Annotated in this window: 13 protein-coding genes; 12 read left to right on the forward strand and 1 reads right to left on the reverse strand. The window is 36.9% G+C overall.

Features of this window, described 5'->3' with window-relative positions; translation table 11 throughout:
* Positions 1–74: 74 nt before the first annotated feature.
* The 11 genes from udk to BZZ03_RS07280 all read left to right on the forward strand — a co-directional run bounded on the left by udk (position 75) and on the right by BZZ03_RS07280 (position 14969).
* Positions 75–698, forward strand: coding sequence for a uridine kinase (gene udk / locus BZZ03_RS07230; protein WP_003135541.1), 624 nt, complete (start codon positions 75–77; stop codon positions 696–698).
* A 159-nt stretch (positions 699–857) separates the two neighbouring features.
* A complete protein-coding gene (gene pta / locus BZZ03_RS07235; RefSeq protein ID WP_004256194.1) occupies positions 858–1838 on the forward strand; it encodes a phosphate acetyltransferase in 981 nt (326 codons plus the stop codon).
* A gap of 222 nt (positions 1839–2060) precedes the next feature.
* Entirely contained in the window at positions 2061–2450 is a 390-nt protein-coding gene (locus tag BZZ03_RS07240; protein WP_086582882.1) for a hypothetical protein, read from the forward strand.
* Positions 2451–2553: 103 nt separating this feature from the next.
* Positions 2554–3249 (forward strand): ribonuclease III, encoded by a 696-nt coding sequence (gene rnc / locus BZZ03_RS07245; protein ID WP_004256199.1) that lies wholly within the window; start codon positions 2554–2556, stop codon positions 3247–3249.
* Positions 3239–6757, forward strand: coding sequence for a chromosome segregation protein SMC (gene smc, locus BZZ03_RS07250; protein WP_086582883.1), 3519 nt, complete (start codon positions 3239–3241; stop codon positions 6755–6757). Before rnc ends, smc begins: the two co-directional genes overlap by 11 nt.
* A gap of 84 nt (positions 6758–6841) precedes the next feature.
* On the forward strand, positions 6842–9079 hold the full coding sequence (locus BZZ03_RS07255; RefSeq protein ID WP_019292702.1) for an LTA synthase family protein: 2238 nt from the start codon (positions 6842–6844) through the stop codon (positions 9077–9079).
* A gap of 6 nt (positions 9080–9085) precedes the next feature.
* Positions 9086–9508, forward strand: a complete 423-nt coding sequence (locus BZZ03_RS07260) for an EbsA family protein (RefSeq protein ID WP_004256207.1) — start codon at positions 9086–9088, stop codon at positions 9506–9508.
* Positions 9462–11036: an ArnT family glycosyltransferase gene (locus tag BZZ03_RS07265; RefSeq protein ID WP_019335473.1), complete on the forward strand. Its 1575-nt coding sequence runs from the start codon at positions 9462–9464 to the stop codon at positions 11034–11036. Before BZZ03_RS07260 ends, BZZ03_RS07265 begins: the two co-directional genes overlap by 47 nt.
* Positions 11020–13113, forward strand: coding sequence for a hypothetical protein (locus BZZ03_RS07270; protein ID WP_086582884.1), 2094 nt, complete (start codon positions 11020–11022; stop codon positions 13111–13113). Before BZZ03_RS07265 ends, BZZ03_RS07270 begins: the two co-directional genes overlap by 17 nt.
* Positions 13106–14209 (forward strand): YibE/F family protein, encoded by a 1104-nt coding sequence (locus BZZ03_RS07275; RefSeq protein ID WP_004256215.1) that lies wholly within the window; start codon positions 13106–13108, stop codon positions 14207–14209. Before BZZ03_RS07270 ends, BZZ03_RS07275 begins: the two co-directional genes overlap by 8 nt.
* Positions 14202–14969 carry a YibE/F family protein gene (locus BZZ03_RS07280; RefSeq protein WP_046400964.1) on the forward strand — a complete coding sequence of 256 codons (768 nt, stop codon included), beginning with the start codon at positions 14202–14204 and terminating at the stop codon, positions 14967–14969. Before BZZ03_RS07275 ends, BZZ03_RS07280 begins: the two co-directional genes overlap by 8 nt.
* Before the next feature lie 419 nt (positions 14970–15388).
* On the opposite strand, the gene BZZ03_RS07285 is transcribed toward BZZ03_RS07280, so the two are convergent.
* The gene (locus BZZ03_RS07285) at positions 15389–16714 is read right to left on the reverse strand and encodes a hypothetical protein (protein ID WP_086582885.1); all 1326 of its coding nucleotides are present in this window, start codon (positions 16712–16714) and stop codon (positions 15389–15391) included.
* A gap of 320 nt (positions 16715–17034) precedes the next feature.
* Between BZZ03_RS07285 and BZZ03_RS07290 the strand changes: the two genes are divergently transcribed.
* Positions 17035–17844: a Cof-type HAD-IIB family hydrolase gene (locus BZZ03_RS07290; RefSeq protein ID WP_046400966.1), complete on the forward strand. Its 810-nt coding sequence runs from the start codon at positions 17035–17037 to the stop codon at positions 17842–17844.
* Positions 17845–17852 lie beyond the last annotated feature (8 nt).

Consider the following 17852-nt stretch of genomic DNA (forward strand, 5'->3'; position numbering starts at 1 on the left):
AAAATAGGGAGAATAACATAATATCCCTAAGAAATTGAAGTTATAGTGGATACATAAAATATGGAGAAGTAATTTTGAAAAAACCATTGATTATCGGTGTAACAGGTGGCTCAGCAAGTGGGAAAACCAGCGTGTCTCAAGCAATTTTATCTATGTTTAAAGATGAAAACATTGCTATGATTGAACATGACAGTTACTATAAGGATCAATCACAATTAACATTTGAAGAACGTACAAAGACAAACTACGACCATCCATTGGCTTTTGATACAGACTACCTGATTGCCCAATTAAAAGAGTTGCAAAATGGTCGTGCTGTTGATATCCCAACCTATGATTATGCCAACCATACACGCAGTGAAAAAACTTACCGACAAGAACCTGTAGATGTCTTGATTGTAGAAGGAATCTTAGTTTTAGAAAACGAAAAACTGCGTAACTTAATGGATATTAAGGTGTTCGTGGATACAGATGATGATGTACGCATTTTACGTCGTATTCGTCGTGATATTGAAGAACGTGGGCGTACTTTAGATTCTGTTATTACACAATATATGGATGCTGTAAAACCGATGTATCACCAATTTATTGAACCAACGAAACGATATGCGGATGTCATTATTCCAGAAGGCGTTTCAAATACTGTTGGGGTAGATATCTTAACTACGAAGATCGCCAGTATTTTGCATGGAGAGTAAGAAGCAATCGCAAGATTGTTTTTTTTTATTCGAAAAAAGAATGTACAGAAGAAACTCTTCTATCCATAATATTAAAAAAACGTTTACATAAGTGGGCATTTTTTGTGACATTGTGATATAATCATTATTGAAATTCTAAAAATAGTAAAAGGAAGTATTATGGAACTCTTTGAATCGCTCAAACAAAAAATTTCTGGCAAAGGCCTACAAATTGTCTTTCCTGAAGGAACAGATGCGCGTGTATTAGGCGCAGCTAACCGTCTGTACGCAGATAAATTGATTACCCCAGTATTTATTGGGAATATCTCTGAAGTAACAGGTACTTTAATCTCACGTGGGATTAATCCAGATGGTTTTCAAATCTACGATCCATTGAACTGTGAACGTTTTGAGAAAATGGTCGAAATTTTTGTTGAACGTCGTAAAGGTAAAGTAACAGAAGAGCAAGCGCGCGAAATCCTTAAAGATTCAAACTATTTTGGAACAATGCTTGTACATATGGGTATCGCTGATGGTATGGTTTCAGGTGCAGTTCATTCAACTGCGGACACTGTCCGTCCTGCCCTACAAATTATTAAAACTAAACCAGGTGTGAAATCCGTATCAGGTGCATTCATTATGGTTCGTGGCCGTGACGACAATGAAAAGTATATCTTTGCCGATTGTGCGATTAACATTGATCCAGATGCAAATACCTTGGCAGATATAGCCGTGGCTTCAGCGGAAACAGCAAAACTCTTTGATATTGATCCAAAAGTTGCAATGCTATCTTTCTCAACTAAAGGTTCAGGTAAATCAGATGATGTGACTAAAGTCGTTGAAGCAACAGCATTGGTCAAAGAAGAACATCCAGAGCTTGATATTGATGGAGAACTTCAATTTGATGCAGCGTTCTCTCCAGCAGTTGCCCGTCAAAAATCACCAGATAGCCCAGTGGCAGGACGTTCAAATGTATTTATCTTCCCAGATATCCAATCTGGTAATATTGGCTACAAAATTGCTCAACGTCTAGGAAACTTTGAAGCAATTGGTCCAATCTTGCAAGGGCTGAACGCACCAATCTCTGACCTTTCTCGTGGAAGTAACGAAGAAGATGTTTATAAACTTGCTATTATTACAGCTGCTCAAGCACTTAAATAATATAGGAGTTTAAAAAATCATGACAAAATGTTATGGTTTTTTATTATCGTTGAGTGTTTTTAATGTGTAGCGTTCATGCTACCTACAGACAGATTGGAATGATGGACGAAAACTTTAAAATTTTTTTGAGAGCTTTTCTTTCCTTTTTGAATATCTGCACTACTTTAGTGTTAATTTAAGCTTATAGTTATAAAATACAGTCATCAAAACAACGGAGAAAAGATGAAACGAGCGAAAATTTGTGCCTTGATTGGGAGTGTTTTTACAACCCTTATTGCTGTATTAATGATGTTTGCCTTTATTCGATTCATAATTAACTGGGAAGAAAAAGACCTGGAAATGACTCTGACCATTGCAGGGCATAGTGGCCTTTTTCTATTGAAACTTTTTGCTTTAGTGTTTGTCCTTGTTATGTCAATCATGATTGTAAATTGGGTCTCCTTTATTCGGATGGATCGACCAACAGGTGGAATATGGCAACTTTATCAGTTAGTTATTGGAAGTTTCTATATTTTAATTTCAATGCTAAATTTATACGTGATGGTAGTGGCTCTACCATTAGGGCTCTGTTTCGTTCTAGCCTTTATATTAGCGCGTATGGATAGTGTGTAAAAGAGTTTGCCTGTGCAAGCTCTTTTCTTTGTAGTCTACACCAAAAAGGCACAAAAATTTGGTATAATAACTAAGTTAATAATAAAATTTAGGAGGAATTTTTATGTTTGAGCTTCAAAATAAGCTTAAAAATGAATTTGGTATAAAATTTGCTGATGAAGAATTGTTAAAAATAGCTTTTACTCACTCGAGCTACACGAATGAAGAACGCCTCCCAAAGGTTGCAAACAATGAACGTTTGGAGTTTTTGGGAGACGTCGCTCTGTCTTTAATCATCTCAGAATATCTTTATCGTACTTATCCAGATAAACTTGAAGGTGAATTATCGAAGATGCGTTCTAGCATTGTCCGCACAGAATCTTTGGCTAATTTTTCGCGTCAGTGTGAGTTTGGACGTTTTCTACGTTTGGGTAATGGCGAGGAAAAAACAGGCGGACGTAATCGTGATACCAACCTAGAAAATCTCTTTGAAGCTTTTCTAGGCGCTCTTTTCTTAGATGCAGGTATGGAAGAAGTTCGTCGATTTATAAATCGAGTGGTTATTCCGCACGTAAAAGCTGACGATTATTTTAAAGTCATTGATTATAAAACAAATCTGCAAGAGGTTCTGCAAGTTGATGGTGAGACGATAATCGAATATAAAATTTTAGAAGAAACAGGCCCAGCACACGCGCGTGAATTCGTCGCTGCAGTTTATAATAATGGAAAAGAGCTTGGACGTGGGCGAGGTAAATCAAAGAAAGTTGCTGAACAAAAAGCAGCGGAAAATGCAATAAAAGGTCAGATTCATGTATCTTAAAAAAATGGAAATTGTCGGCTTTAAGTCTTTTGCTGACCGCACGAAAATTGAATTTGACCAAGGCGTTACAGCTGTTGTTGGACCCAATGGTTCCGGTAAGTCAAATATAGTTGAAGCACTACGCTGGGCTTTAGGAGAGCAATCAGCTAAGTCACTTCGTGGCGGGAAAATGCCGGATGTTATTTTTTCAGGTACAGCAAAGCGTAAGGCACTAAACTATACTGAAGTTATTGTAACTTTTGATAATGCAGACCAGTATCTTACAGGTTATGAAGAAGACGTGGAAGTAACTATTACACGTCGCCTATATCGCAATGGTGATTCGGAATTTTTGATTAATGGGCGTAAGTGCCGCTTGAAAGATATTCATGAACTTTTCACAGATACAGGGTTGGGGCGTGATTCTCTTTCGATTATTTCCCAAGGACGTATCGAATCAGTCTTTAATTCGAAAGCAGAAGAACGTCGAGCAATTTTTGAAGAAGCAGCTGGTGTTTTGAAGTACAAGACACGGCGTGCTGAAACAGAGAGCAAACTACAGACCACACAAGATAATCTTGATCGTCTCGAAGATATTATCTTTGAACTTAATGGTCAATTAACACCATTGCGTGCCCAACGTGATGTTGCTTTGCGTTTTCAAGATTTAGAGGCACAACGCTCTGAGCTTGCTCTTTCTGTTTTGGTGGCTCAACTTCTTGAGGAGAAGGAAAAGTATGAACAAGCGAAAGATGACTTAAATGCAGTAGAAACTGAGCTTAGTGCTTTAAAAAGTCAACAAGAAAGCTACGAAGAGCAGCTAACTAATCTTAAAAAAGCGCGTTTGAAAGTAGAACAAGAGCAAGAGAAAGTCCAACAAGACAGCTTGTCCTTAACAGAACTTAAGTCTGATTTACAACATAAAATAGAAGTTTTCGATCTGCAAAAGTCCTCTTCTCAAAAATCAGCTGCAGAACGTCAAGAGCGTATTGAAGAACTTGATGTTAAATTACAGGAAGTTTCGCAACAGAAAGAAACTTCAGAAAAGAAAAAAGCGGAACTCAAAGATAAAGAGAAGGCAGCCCAAGAACAACTTGAGCAGTTAGAAAAAGAATTGGAACGTTTTGCTGAAAGTCCAGAAACTTTAGCAGAGCGACTGCGCGAAGACTATTTGCAATTGGTGCAACAAGAGGCAGAGTTTTCTAATCAATTAACTAAAAATAAGGCTGAATATGAAAATATTTCACGTCGCCTAGTGGAATCTGATGAAAACGCAAAAGAAAACACAGAAAAGTTTCAAACGATTTCCGCTGATCTTACAAAAGCAGAAACTGCGTTAGGCGCGCTCACTCAAACTGCTCAAGAACTTGAAAAGGAACTACAAGAAAAGAGCGCGACAGAAGCAAAATATGTTGAAGCAGAGCGTCAAGGTCAAAATGTGATGTACGATCAGATGCAACAGCTTAGCAAGTACAAGGCCAATCTTGCAAGCATGGAAAATATTCGTGACAGTCACAGTAACCTGTATCAGGGTGTACGGGCTGTTATGACACAAAGTGCTGCACTTGGTGGCATTGTTGGCGTTGTTGCCGACCTTTTAACTTTTGATAAAAAATACACCACAGCTATCGATATTGCCTTAGGTGGTGGCAGTCAAAATATTGTGGTAGAAGATGAAAACTCAGCCAAAAAAGCTATCGCTTATTTAAGAGAAAAACGCTTGGGCCGTGCAACATTTCTCCCGCTCACAACAATTAAGCCGCGGGAGTTTCGAAATTACGAACGTCTTGTGACAATGGAGGGGTTCATTGATACTGCTTTAAATTTGGTTAATTTTGAACCACGATTGCAAAGAGCAATGTCAAGTTTGTTGGCAACTACCGCCATTGTTGATACAGCCGAACATGCAAGTCAAATAGCACGGGCAATGAACTATACTATTCGTATCGTCACCTTGGATGGTACGCAGATCAATCCGGGTGGTTCTTACTCTGGTGGTGCAGCAAAACGTAACAATACAACTTTTACCAGCACAGAAATTGATCATCTGACTGAAGTTATCGCTTTAGCAGAAAGTAAGTTAAAAGCAGTCGAAGACAAATTACAAAAGCAACAGCTTTCACGTCAAACTTTGAGTGGTCAACTTGAAGCTTTACGTTCCAATATTCAAGAAAAACGCCTTGCGGAACAAAGCTTACAGTTGCAGATTAAGCAATTATCAGAACAAAAAGCAAATCTGCAAGCTTTGGTTGCGGATACCGAAAATACGGAAGCACACCAAGCACTGCAAGAATTATCAAAGAATAACGAAAAGCTGATACAGCAGCTATCTAAAATTGCTGAGGACAAACAATCCTTAGATGATCAACTTGAAGAAGTTAAATCTAACAGTCAAAGTTTCAATGCTCTTAAAGAACAAAAAAATAGTGCTTATCATGAAACGAAATTACTCCTGTCCAGTCTAAAAAATGAATTACGTTTTGCTCAAACAGAGCAAGAGCGCTTAAGGCAAGAATATGAAGCTTTAGGTACTGAAAAAGCTAAGTTGCAAGCAATTGGAGAAGCTCAGACCGATGAAGCAAGTCGTAATCTTTATGCTCACCAATTGAAGGAGGCTGAGGCTAAACTTCAAGAAGCTAATGTGAAGTTAGTGAGCTTACGCTTTGAGAGGGACGATCTTCAAGCTCAAGCAGAAGAATTTGAAGAGCAAAATCGGGATCTATTGGAACAAAATCAAGTACTAAATAATCAAAAAGCGCGTTTGGAAGTAAGGATTGAACAATCAGAAAAGCTCTTGAAAAATCGTCAAACCACACTCTTTACTGAGTATGAAATGAGTTTCGATGAAGCTAAAATGAAGGCTAAAATCCTTGAAAATCTTTCTGAATCAGAGCAACAGCTCAGTCTTTTAGAACGCCAAATCCGTGCGCTCGGTCCTATTAATTTGGATGCTATCACTCAGTATGAGGAAGTATATCAACGTCACGAATTTTTGAGTGGCCAACGGGATGACCTCTTGGAAGCTAAAAATATGCTACTCGAAACGATTCAAGAGATGAATGAAGAGGTAGAAATCCGCTTTAAGACAACATTTGAACAAATTAGAGAAAGTTTCCAACTAACCTTTTCACAAATGTTTGCCGGAGGAGAAGCTAATCTTGAGTTAACCAGCACTAATCTATTGGAAGCTGGTGTCGAAATCAAAGTACAACCTCCAGGTAAAAAATTAGCCAGCTTGAATCTCATGTCTGGAGGAGAAAAAGCCTTAACTGCTCTGGCATTAATTTTTGCTATTTTACGAGTTAGAACGGTTCCATTTGTGGTCTTGGATGAGGTAGAAGCAGCATTAGATGAAGCGAATGTTAAACGTTTCGGAGATTACATGAATCACTTTGATAACTCCAACCAATTTATTGTTGTCACACATCGTCGTGGGACAATGGCAGCAGCAGGTACCATGTATGGTGTCACAATGGCTGATGCAGGGGTTTCTAAGGTCATTTCTGTACGATTAGAGGATGAAGTTTAAACAGGTCAGCCATATAAAGCTTAAGCTTAGCTCAAGGCTCATTTGTTAGAATTATTCCCAATGTAAAAAAAGGAATTTAATCTTGTGCAAATAAAAAATAAATTGAGGTTTACCTTGAAAAAATTACTTAATAGTTTTAATACACGACTAGGTTTAGTATGCTGGTCGACCTTCTTTATTTGGGTCAAAACCATGATTGCTTACTTTTCTGTCTTTAAGGGTTTGAACTCTTCTAATCTTGCAGATTATCTATTGGTTATTGTGAATCCCATAGGCTTTACAGCAATCTTCTTTAGCTTAATACTGTTTATTAAAAGAAAGCAGCTTTTCTATCTAGGTATGCTATTAATGAACTTGATTGGAAACTTGTTAGTCTACGGAAATATCCTTTACTATCGTGAGTTTTCAGACTTTCTTACGCTTAACACCTTAACGGGGGGAGCAGGGATGGTCGGAAAAGGTTTCGATTTAGGTTCAATCGCTATTTCTTGGGTGGACATCGTGTTCTGGATTGACATTATTGTTATTCTTGTGCTTTTTCTTACCAAGAAGATTAAAATGGATGAACGTCGTCCTACGAATATTTTTGCCTTTAAGGTTTTCAGTGCCTCTGTCATGATTTTTGGCTTAAACTTTTGGATGGCGGATCTTACTGAGCATCGTCTAGTTTCACGACAAGCACAATACGATGCCACTTATGTTGTCCGTTATTTGGGCTTAGGCCCATGGTTAGCGACCAATAGCTGGTATACTCATGTGTCCAACGAAACTCGAGCTATGGCTTCTAAAACTGACTTTACAAAAGTTCAAAAATACATTCAAGAAGATCGCTATCTTGCGCCAAATGCCAAGATGTTTGGGATTGCGAAAAACCGTAACGTTATTGTGATTCACCTTGAATCACTGCAACAAGATGTCATTAATATGAAGGTAAACGGTGAAGAAGTTACTCCTTTCTTGAATTCACTTTATAATAATAATCCTTCTGTTTATTCTTTCTCAAATTTCTTTAACCAAGTTGGACAAGGAAAAACTTCTGATGCAGAAACCATGCTTGAAACTTCAACATTTGGTTTATCATCTGGTTCACTCTTCTCAAGCCTAGGAAGTACACAAACTTTCCAAGCTATGCCAGCCATTCTGCAACAAAAAGAAGGCTATTCAAGTGCGGTTTTCCATGGGAATGTTGGCTCATTTTACAGTCGTAATAACGTTTATCGTAATATGGGTTATCAAAACTTCTTTGACCAATCTTTCTATGATCTCACGCCAACGAACTCTACTGCTTGGGGCGTTAAAGATAAATATTTCTTTAACGACTCAATTCCATATCTTGAGCAGTTACAGCAACCTTTTTATGCGAAATATTTGACGGTTACAAATCATACGCCTTATACAGGTCTTGAAGATTATGAGATGAACCCAAAACTTTTAGAAGGTGGTTCAGGGAACTCAGTCGTTGACAATTATTTTGTTACCGCTAATTATCTAGATTCATCGGTTAAAGATTTCTTTGATTACTTGAAAAAATCTGGACTTTATGAAAAATCCGTTATTGTTCTTTACGGTGATCACTACGGAATTTCTGGTTCAGATACAAAATACTATGCCCCATTCATTGGTAAAAGTGCAGATAACTGGACAGAGTATGATAATACAATGATGCAACGTACACCGTTCATGATTGATATTCCTGGTCAAACATCTGGACACATCAGTGATGAATTTATCGGTGAAATCGATGTTATGCCAACCTTGGAACACTTGCTTGGTATTTCAACAAAAGATTATATCCAGTTTGGACAAGATGTCTTTGCACCAAAACGCGAACAATTCGTTGCACTTCGAAATCGTGGTTTCGTCACACCAACAATCACCAAATCAAGTGCGACAAGTTCGGTTTACCATGACACAAAGACCGGAGAAGTTCTGAAGTTAACGGAAAGTCAACAGAAGTATGTGGATAGCATCCAAGAAAAAGTTAATAAAATGTTAGACATGTCAGATACCTTCAATACGGAAGATCTCCTTCGTTTCTACACTCCGCCTGGGTTTAAGCCGGTACAGCCGGGTAACTATAGTTACAATGTCACTTCAACAAGGAATCGTTTGAAAGAAGAACAAGATGTCTTGAAAGCTCGTTCCACATCTCTTCTTTCCGAAAACCAAGGAGTATCTACAGTTGATCTCTTTAACGATCCGGTCTTGGCAGCGAAAAAAGCTCAAGAAGAAGCTGAAGCAGCAGCAAAAGCAAAAGATAAAGAAAAAGAAGATGCAAAAAAGGCACCTTCCACCAGCAAAAAAGATGAGAAAGGAAAGTAATATTTTATGAAATCAGGATATTTTCAGCCTTTAAGTAATATTTATAAAATAGCCTGGATGTGGTGGGTTATTCTCCTTTCTTTCCAACAAGTTCTTTTCTATGAAAACAATCTTCGAATGAATTGGTTTCAAATAACTATTCTGGTCTTTCTGGTTCTCGCTTTCTATTTCTTAGTGAGACAACGTCGCTTTTTTGCAGCAGAAAATGCACTGCATTTTTCTCGTGATTTTCGTTTAGGTATGCTTGAAATTGACTTCAATTATATGAGCTCAGTAAAACTTACGCCAAGAACGCTTCGTTTTATCTATATAGGAAAAGAATATCATTTTGTTGTATTGGGGAAATCCAATCAACTACTACAAAACGTTTTAAAGGAAAATAATGTTGAATACACTACATCAACACTTAAAAGATCCGCGAAAGTGTAAGATCTTTTGGTCACTTATCTTTGGCCTCATCTGGCTTGGAACAAATATCTATGTAATCATGGAAACACCTGTTTGGAATGAAAAGTACATCACAGCTTTTATCCTCGGGAATATCTGTATGTTTATCGCAGCAGCTTACATGGTTTTCGTTTATCGATCAGTTAAGAAAATCGACACACTTACAGAAAGTAAAATCCAACATTACTATAAAATGTCAATGTGGATTTTAGGGCTTGCAGTATTGCTTGTGCCTTTTTTCTTTATTATTCATGTGCCTGACACAGCACATGACTGGGATTTCTTTGTAATATTTAGAGATACCATGCAGCTTGGTGGTCGTTCATTTACACATCTTCCAATGACTGAAGATGAACTTCTCTATTTTTTACGTTATCCCAATAATCAGTTTTTCGGTATTGTCTATAACACTCTTTTTGCTCCTTTCACAACCAACTTATCGAGAATCATTGCGACAACTGTAGTAGCAGCAATTCTGACAAGTCTTTCTGTTCTAGGTGGTTCATTAATCATTAAAAAGATTTCTAATCTTAAAATGGCTTTGATTTACAATTTAGTTGCTTTTGGTTTTATACCGTTTTATCTTTATGGAGCACAGCTCTACACAGATACAGCGACCTTACCTTTTGTCATTTTTGGCTTACTCTTTATGATTTATGCACTTCAGTCAGAGAAGACCAGCAAGATGATTATCTGGTGGATAGCAGCATGCCTTGTTGTATTCTTTGGCTATAGTATTAAACCTACTGTTTTCATCCCAATGATTGCTGTCTTTTGTTTCCTTGTGCTTAACCGTAAATGGAAAAAACTGCTCATTATGGTTCCTGTAGCAGCATTACTTTTTGTAGGTGTGCATCAAGGTGTTAAGGCAGTTATCGCAAATGAACCAGCTTTCTCAGAACAAGCTAATGACCGTTACAATCTGCCGATGATTCACTGGGTAACAATGTCTTTTGATCCTATCAATAAGTATGGAGGCTTCAATCCTGATGTCTTGGCCTACTCTCAATCATTTACAGATGTAGCATCAAAGAAAGAAGGGATAAAGCGTCGTTTTATTGAAAATCTCAAGGAAATGGGTGTTCCAGGTGTTCTGGTTCAATTGTGGCGTAAAATCATGTATACGTGGTTTAACGGTGATTTGAGTAATTTCTTCTATACATATCGTCATTCTAATCCCTTTATATTCCGTTATTTTGACTGGACCAGTTTTGCGCCAGAAGAAGGGAATATTACGGGCTGGTTGTTGATTAAAGCAGCACAAACACTCTATTGGTTAGCCATCGTCCCATTGATGTGGTATGAAATCTTCCTAGGTATTTTCAAGAAGCATAAAACAGAATGGTTCATTGTTGGACTTTCAATGGCAGGTTTGACAGGCTTCTTACTACTTTGGGAAGCTAATTCACGTTACCTTTATAACTTTGCACCAATAATGCTTATTCTAGCAACCATGGGCTTGGTAGACTTTATTCAACGCAGTAGGAGGAAAAATGGAATTTCTGAATAAAAGCATGTATCGTATTCTGCTTTGGCTCTTTATTGCAGCCCTAGCTATTATGGCTGTGCAACCTTTTACGGATGCTGGTTTTGTCGAACCTATTTCGGTTGTGTTGTGTGCTGGTTTGCTCTTTTTCATCCTCCGTTTTGCCTATAGAAAATTTCATAATATGAATAAAAAAGGCTTGAAAATATTTATTTTCGCCTTTTTTGCAGTTTTTCTTCTCTTACAGATTTTATCTGTGACTCAAATTCATACGATGGTTTTCGGAGACCCTTGGCATATTCAAGCACAGGCCACACGAATTATGCAAGGAGATATGGTTTGGGATGTTTGGATTAGGCAATATCCTAACCTCGTGCCTTTGGTCGCTTTGAATGTTGGGTTTATGAAGCTTGCAGAAGTACTCCATATCTCTTACTACTTCGTTTTTTATGCTTTTAATATCCTTATCAATACAAGTATTTGGGTATTGCTGGTTCGCTTCCTATGGAAAAAAAGACCAGAGTTAGCAACCTTTGTGGCCCTTCTGATGCTTATGCTCCCAATGAATTATGACTTCTTATTGAGAGTAGGATATTCAGATGGATTTGCGATTTTAGTTTTATTGGTTGTTGCACTGCGTTTTGATAAGGCTCAACGTACAGGTTCATTCGGTATTTGGCAATTTGTCAGTACGGCAATCTTATTTACTCTTGGATTCCTTGCGCGCCCCAATGTGATTATTATTCTGATTGCTTTAGCAATTTTAGGCTTAGTGGCCTTTAGTCAACGAAAAAAATATAAAAAATTATGGCTTTCAATAGTTAAGCTCATTTTAGCTTCTTGTGTTGGTATTGTTTTGGCCATGGGAGTAACTCGTGGTTTAGCAAGTGCTATGCAATATGACTTAAAAGGACCAGATGTTTTTCCAACAGTAAACTGGATTTATGAGGGCCTAAATACAGAATCAATGGGTGAATGGACACCTGTTGATCGTGACTATACACTAAACCACTTTGGTTTTGAAACTGCCAAAGAAGCTAATATTGCTGGAATCAAAGAGCGTTTAGTACATTTAGGAAAAAATCCATGGATGATTCCAATACTCTTATTGGCGAAGTTTGGGCAACTTTGGTCTTGTGGAACTTTTGCAACGGCTACTGATTATCAGCTTTTTTCTGGGTATTACAATTGGACGAAAGCTCCAGGTTGGGTCATTGATAATATTGGTGCTATTAATATCTTTATCTCAACTTATGCTAAAGCGCTGATGACCGTATTTCTCTTTGCCATTGTTTACCGCCTTTGGAAGACAAAAAAAGAGGAGATATCAGTTTTTTCTCTAGCAATTTTAACAACGATGGGAATTACACTCTTTCATACTTTACTTTGGGAAGTTAAACCTCGTTACCAATTCATGACCTTTGCTTTAATCATTCTTGCGGCTGCACTCAGCTTTGATAAAATTTTTTCGGAAAAAACTGTCTTTAGACCTGAAAAAGGGCGAAGCAAGCTCTTGAAGATAGCTTATCCAATTATGGCTTTGTTGTCTTTAGGGTTGATGCTAACATTGATGCAAAAACAACCAAAACAAGCAATTGTCGTGAACGCGCAGCAACATTCGGTTAATCACTTTGGTTATAGCAAAGGCAGTATCGACTTAGGAGCAGGGAAAAGTATTTCTCAAGCATTTGATTTAACTACATCAGCCAATCGTATTGATTTCAACTCTTACGCGAATATGGAAATGAAATTGATTCTTGAGAAAAAAGAAGCTGAGCAATGGAAAGAAGTTGGTGAAACCCCAATTCTGGCAGAAGATGCGATGACTGTTTTGAAGACGGAAATGCCAGTTGGTCATTATCGTCTGCGAGTAGAAAACATTCAAAAAGTTCCTGTTACGTTGGCCTTAATGACCAATACAGAAAATCTAGACTATCCGCATCTGATTGAGCTGCCCAACAGCAAGTACGCTTCTTTTGGTTTCTCTATTTCACAAAATGAGCCAAAAACAAAATTCTCCTTAGGACTGATTCTCACCTTTGCGGTTATTTATATCTTAGGATATTTTGTAATTTTGACTGTGGTAAAAAATAATGATTAAATTCTTTCTGAAAAAAATTATTCTGCCCTGCTTGGTTGCAGTGGCAGCTTTTGTTATCGTCGATCATAATGCACGATTTTATCATGAACCTTTGGGGATTATTGAAGACGTAAAAACCGTGGAAAAGACAGCTTTAAGTGATAACTTCAATAATAAAGATACAGAAGTGCAGCAAAATCTTAAAGTTAGGCTGCTCAATACTAGGCAAAAAAATCAGGTTTTAAATCTAAAAAATATCTCTAATCAGTCCCAACTTACTGGACAGCTTTATCGTAAAAATCAAAAGATTTTATTGCGTGAAAGTGCGGGAACGATGCAGATCGTTGGCCAGAAACGAGATGCATTGATTGTGAGTTTAGCTGTTCTTTTTATCGGACTAACCTTAAGCTTTATTCGATGGCGTGCAACACTCTTCCTTACATTGTCCTTGCTACTTAACCTTTTATACTTTGTTTTAGCACTCGCTTTTGATATTCAGTTTACTTCTGTAAATGCGCTTATCACTTTTTCTTGCTTAGCATTGGTCTTTGCGATTAGCTCACTAGGTTTTGTTTTAGGATTTACACGGCAAATGTTGTTTACGCTATTTACCACAGTTCTCACTAGCCTTTTGACATTTCTGCTGACCTTTTCTGTTTTAAAACTTACAGGTAATTCAGGTATTCATTTTGAAATGATGAATTATGTGACTCAAAACCCGATTTTATTCTTTTTCGTAGGTGCAATCATCAGTGTCTTAGGTGCAATTATGGATGGTACTGGAGATATCGTTGCCGGTTTATTTGGACTTTATCGTCAAAATCAGCTTAATGAAATAAACATGTCTCAAAAAGACTATATTAAGTCCGGCATGGAAATTGGAAAAGAAATTATTGGGACTTTAACAAATGTGCTCTTTATGATTTTCATGGCAGAAACGATTCCCATGACTTTGCTCTTGCTAAGAAATGGGAACACATGGAATTATATTGCAGGAACTGCCCTTAATCTTGGACTTTTACAAACCATTATCTCTGCGATCGGTATCGTACTTGCAGTTCCGATTACGGCTGTTGTGACAAGTTTTGGACTAAGAAAGGAAGCAAGAAATGAATAGTCTAATTATTCTCTTTATTATTTTGACTGGCTTACTGATTTTAGTTTCGGGAGTTGAAGGTATAAGAAATCTCGTCGGACTAGGGCTTAATTTCATTTTGATTTTTGCAATGATAACCTTGCTTTCTTGGGGAATGAACACATTTGTTCTCTTAAGTGTTGTTTCAGTACTCATTTTGGCAATCGCCATATATATGTCTTCTGATGATAATATGGTAACAAACATTTCTTTTAAAACAAGTCTCATTGTTGTATTTTCCCTTCTCATTTTGGCTGTTCTTGTACAGTATATCGGTAATCTACAAGGGTTTGCAATTGAAGATACAGAGGAGTTAGAAGAATTATCGCTTGCAATAGGGTTAAACTTTTCTAACGTTGCAATTGTGGTCATGGTTATTTCAATGTTGGGTGCAGTTGCAGAAGCAGCTATGGCTTTAGTTGCCAGTTTATCTGAAGTTGTAGAGCAAGATGAGCAGATGACATTGCTACAGTTTAAGGAACAACGCTTTATAATTTCACAGCAAATTCTAGGAACTGCTGTAAATACACTCTTTTTTGGTTTGTTAGGATCATCTCTTAGTCTTATTCTTTGGTTTGTTCGGCTACATTATAGCTTTGCTGAGATAATAAACTCTAAATTACTTATGGCAGATATGGCATCAATGCTTTTAGGAATGCTTGGAATTCTCTTTGCTATTTGGCTATCGGGATATTTTGTTGAAAAAGAATTTGAAAAATTGGAAAGCGAAGTAAAACGATAACTTTTAAGTTATTGTTTTCTTTTTGGAAGCAAATTCCGAATTAATCTTTTTGTAATTTAAAAGAAAATAAAGAAATGTTATTGCAAACTATTAAACTTTTTGATATATTATACATATGAATAAAAATATACTAGATGGGATTGCGGATCGTTTACACATTAAAGGTCTGAATCCGTTACTTTCACTAATGGTTTGGGAGTTGCTTTTATTATTAGTCTTGTTTCTTGTCGTTCTACTCGTCATCTCAATGAATTAAAAACAATGGATCAAGCAATTGTTTGCTTTTTAATATACTTTTATTTATATATTTTTTGAGTAAACAGGTCTCACAACTGACCAAGGGACTGAAACTATTATTTTTATTTTAATCACGACAGTATAAAACCATATTCATAAGTGAATATGGTTTATTTTTTATATTACTTTTCTAATGCGGCAATCTTTGCCTCAAGAGCTTTGATTTCCATTTCTAATGCCTCTTTTTGCTTGGGATCTGTGGCAGATTGGAGCTCTTTCTTCATTTCTTCTAAGGATTGTTTGTGATATGTGACGAGCTCTTTTTTCTTATCTGTTATTTTTTCTAAAAGCTTGTTTTTATCTTCTTCATTAAGTGGGGTGTAAGCTGGAAGTTTTTCATTTTGGAAATAATCAGCTAATAAACTCATTGGTGTAGTGTTTTTATCTTTCATGAGTTTCATTTTCCATGATGAATCATAATTATCCAATAATAAACCTGCTAAAGCACCAATATCATATGATTCTTCTACATTTCCAGTAGAATTGCCGTATCCTTTAGTTTGCTTCCCTAAGGTTTGGATGGCATGAGTGATATCCTTATCGGTGCTAAGTTGATCTGGGAAGTAGGTATATAAAGCCGTCATAATTTCCATATACTGCGCAGAACCTTCAGTACGATCCCAATAGTGTGCATTATCAAAGTCAGTTTTATGCTTTGTTTTATATTCATTATATGTTGCGATGGCTTGCAAAACTAAGGTCTTATCCTTTGGATGAGTAACAGCCTTCATCAAGTTTTGAATTAATTGGTAACGTATAATACGTGCTTCGGTTTGTCCTAGATGTTGGTCTTTTTCTGAACCTATCTTAGCAATCTCCGTTTCTGATAGTTTATTCCATTTTGTTTGTTCAAATATATGGAAATTCTCATGTAAAACAAAGACCAAAGCATCGTATGATCCTAAGTGTGGATAGCGATTCCACATCTCTTTATTTTTGAGTGCAGCGCTATCTAGTGAAAAATACATTCCACCACCTTCAAGAGTTTTTCCCTCAAGGCTATATTGAGCATCTACACCAAACTTATCAAACTGCTTGCCATAATACCCCCAAGTCCCCGGTGCTTCAGAGCGTTCAACATTCAGCTCCTTAGCTTCTTTTTCGGAAAAATCACTGATTTGTCCATCTGGATTTATTTTCCACATTTTTTTACTTTCTGTATCTTCTAAAACTACAGGGATGCCCGTCACGGCATTTTTGGGCCAAATTTTCTCAGCAACTTGATTATATTTTTTAAATTGCTGAGCAAACAACGGTAAAAAATCTTTCACTGTTTCAGGTTGGGTTTTACTGGAGATAAAATTAAAGGAGGAAGCGTTTTCTTTAGATTGATTTATTTTTTCTTTTGAAGTATCTGTCGTCTTGCTATCCCCACTTGCACAGCCCACGAGAACTGTACCCATTGTGAGGGATAAAATGGAAATAAGAACAAAGAGTTTTTTTGTCATAGTTGTTTCCTTTACTAAAACTGAGGTGGCTTTTGCCACAGTCTAATTAGTTGGTCACTCTCTTTAGAGAGTGCTTAATGGAAAATGGTTTAATGTTACTGTTTTTCTAGAGTTTTATGACTTTTCCTCCTCTCTTCTGAAGTACCTAGAGAGCTAAAATCTCAAGGAAAAGACTTCAAAAATTTTCCTGTTAAAGCTCATAAAACCTTCCTTATTTCTTATACGTAAAAAAAATATGCCTTTCACTCTTTTAATTTCTGGACTAAAAAATGCATCTTAGGGAGCAATTATCGTAGGGCAGAGTATGTTATAATATAAACATGACAAATGATGTAAAATTGATCGCTTTAGATCTTGATGGAACACTGCTGAACAGTGCAAAAGAGATTTCTGCTCCAAATATTGAAGCAATCCAAAAAGCACGTCAGAAAGGTGTAGAAGTAGTTTTAACAACTGGCCGCCCTCTTGCAGCAATTCAACCTTTTTTGAAAACATTGAAGATGCTAGATTTCAATGACTTTAGCATTACCTTTAATGGTGGCTTAGTGCAACGCAATACAGGGGAAATTCTTTCAAAGAAAGTATTGACTTATGATGATGTTCGCCTCATCAAGCAGGAAACTCAAGCTTTAGAAATTCCATGTGATGTTTTAAGTGATGACATTGTCTATGTCACGGAGAGTGCACGACAATCTCAATATGGCTTTATCAACAGCCTTTTGGAATTTCACCCCGTAAAATTTGAAGAGCTTGCTCCTGATGCAATTTATAATAAGATTGTTTCTTGTACAGATGCGGCTTTTCTGGATGCACAGATTCCTAAATTTCCCAAAACATTATTTGACCAGTTTGAAATTTTTAAAACACGTGATATTTTGTTAGAATTCATGCCTAAAGGAATAAATAAGGCCTTTGGTTTATCAAAACTGATTGAACAATTGGATATAACACCTGAAAATGTTATGGCGATGGGTGATGAAGAAAATGATTTAAGCATGATTTCATGGGCTGGTTATGGTGTTGCAATGGGAAATGCTGTACCGACTGTGAAGAAGGAAGCCAATATTATTTCAAACTTTACGAATGACCAACATGCAGTTGCAGAAGTCATTCAAGAATATGTTTTGTAGGAGGAAAT

Source organism: Lactococcus petauri, from assembly GCF_002154895.1.
Taxonomy (GTDB): Bacteria; Bacillota; Bacilli; order Lactobacillales; family Streptococcaceae; genus Lactococcus; species Lactococcus petauri.

Excerpts from the sequence above, each read along its gene's own strand:
- pta (WP_004256194.1), top strand. The coding sequence starts at position 858 with ATGGAACTCTTTGAATCGCTCAAACAAAAAATTTCTGGCAAAGGCCTA.
- BZZ03_RS07240 (WP_086582882.1), top strand. The coding sequence starts at position 2,061 with ATGAAACGAGCGAAAATTTGTGCCTTGATTGGGAGTGTTTTTACAACC.
- rnc (WP_004256199.1), top strand. The coding sequence starts at position 2,554 with ATGTTTGAGCTTCAAAATAAGCTTAAAAATGAATTTGGTATAAAATTT.
- smc (WP_086582883.1), top strand. The coding sequence starts at position 3,239 with ATGTATCTTAAAAAAATGGAAATTGTCGGCTTTAAGTCTTTTGCTGAC.
- BZZ03_RS07260 (WP_004256207.1), top strand. The coding sequence starts at position 9,086 with ATGAAATCAGGATATTTTCAGCCTTTAAGTAATATTTATAAAATAGCC.
- BZZ03_RS07265 (WP_019335473.1), top strand. The coding sequence starts at position 9,462 with ATGTTGAATACACTACATCAACACTTAAAAGATCCGCGAAAGTGTAAG.
- BZZ03_RS07270 (WP_086582884.1), top strand. The coding sequence starts at position 11,020 with ATGGAATTTCTGAATAAAAGCATGTATCGTATTCTGCTTTGGCTCTTT.
- BZZ03_RS07275 (WP_004256215.1), top strand. The coding sequence starts at position 13,106 with ATGATTAAATTCTTTCTGAAAAAAATTATTCTGCCCTGCTTGGTTGCA.
- BZZ03_RS07280 (WP_046400964.1), top strand. The coding sequence starts at position 14,202 with ATGAATAGTCTAATTATTCTCTTTATTATTTTGACTGGCTTACTGATT.
- BZZ03_RS07285 (WP_086582885.1), bottom strand. The coding sequence starts at position 16,714 with ATGACAAAAAAACTCTTTGTTCTTATTTCCATTTTATCCCTCACAATG.
- BZZ03_RS07290 (WP_046400966.1), top strand. The coding sequence starts at position 17,035 with ATGACAAATGATGTAAAATTGATCGCTTTAGATCTTGATGGAACACTG.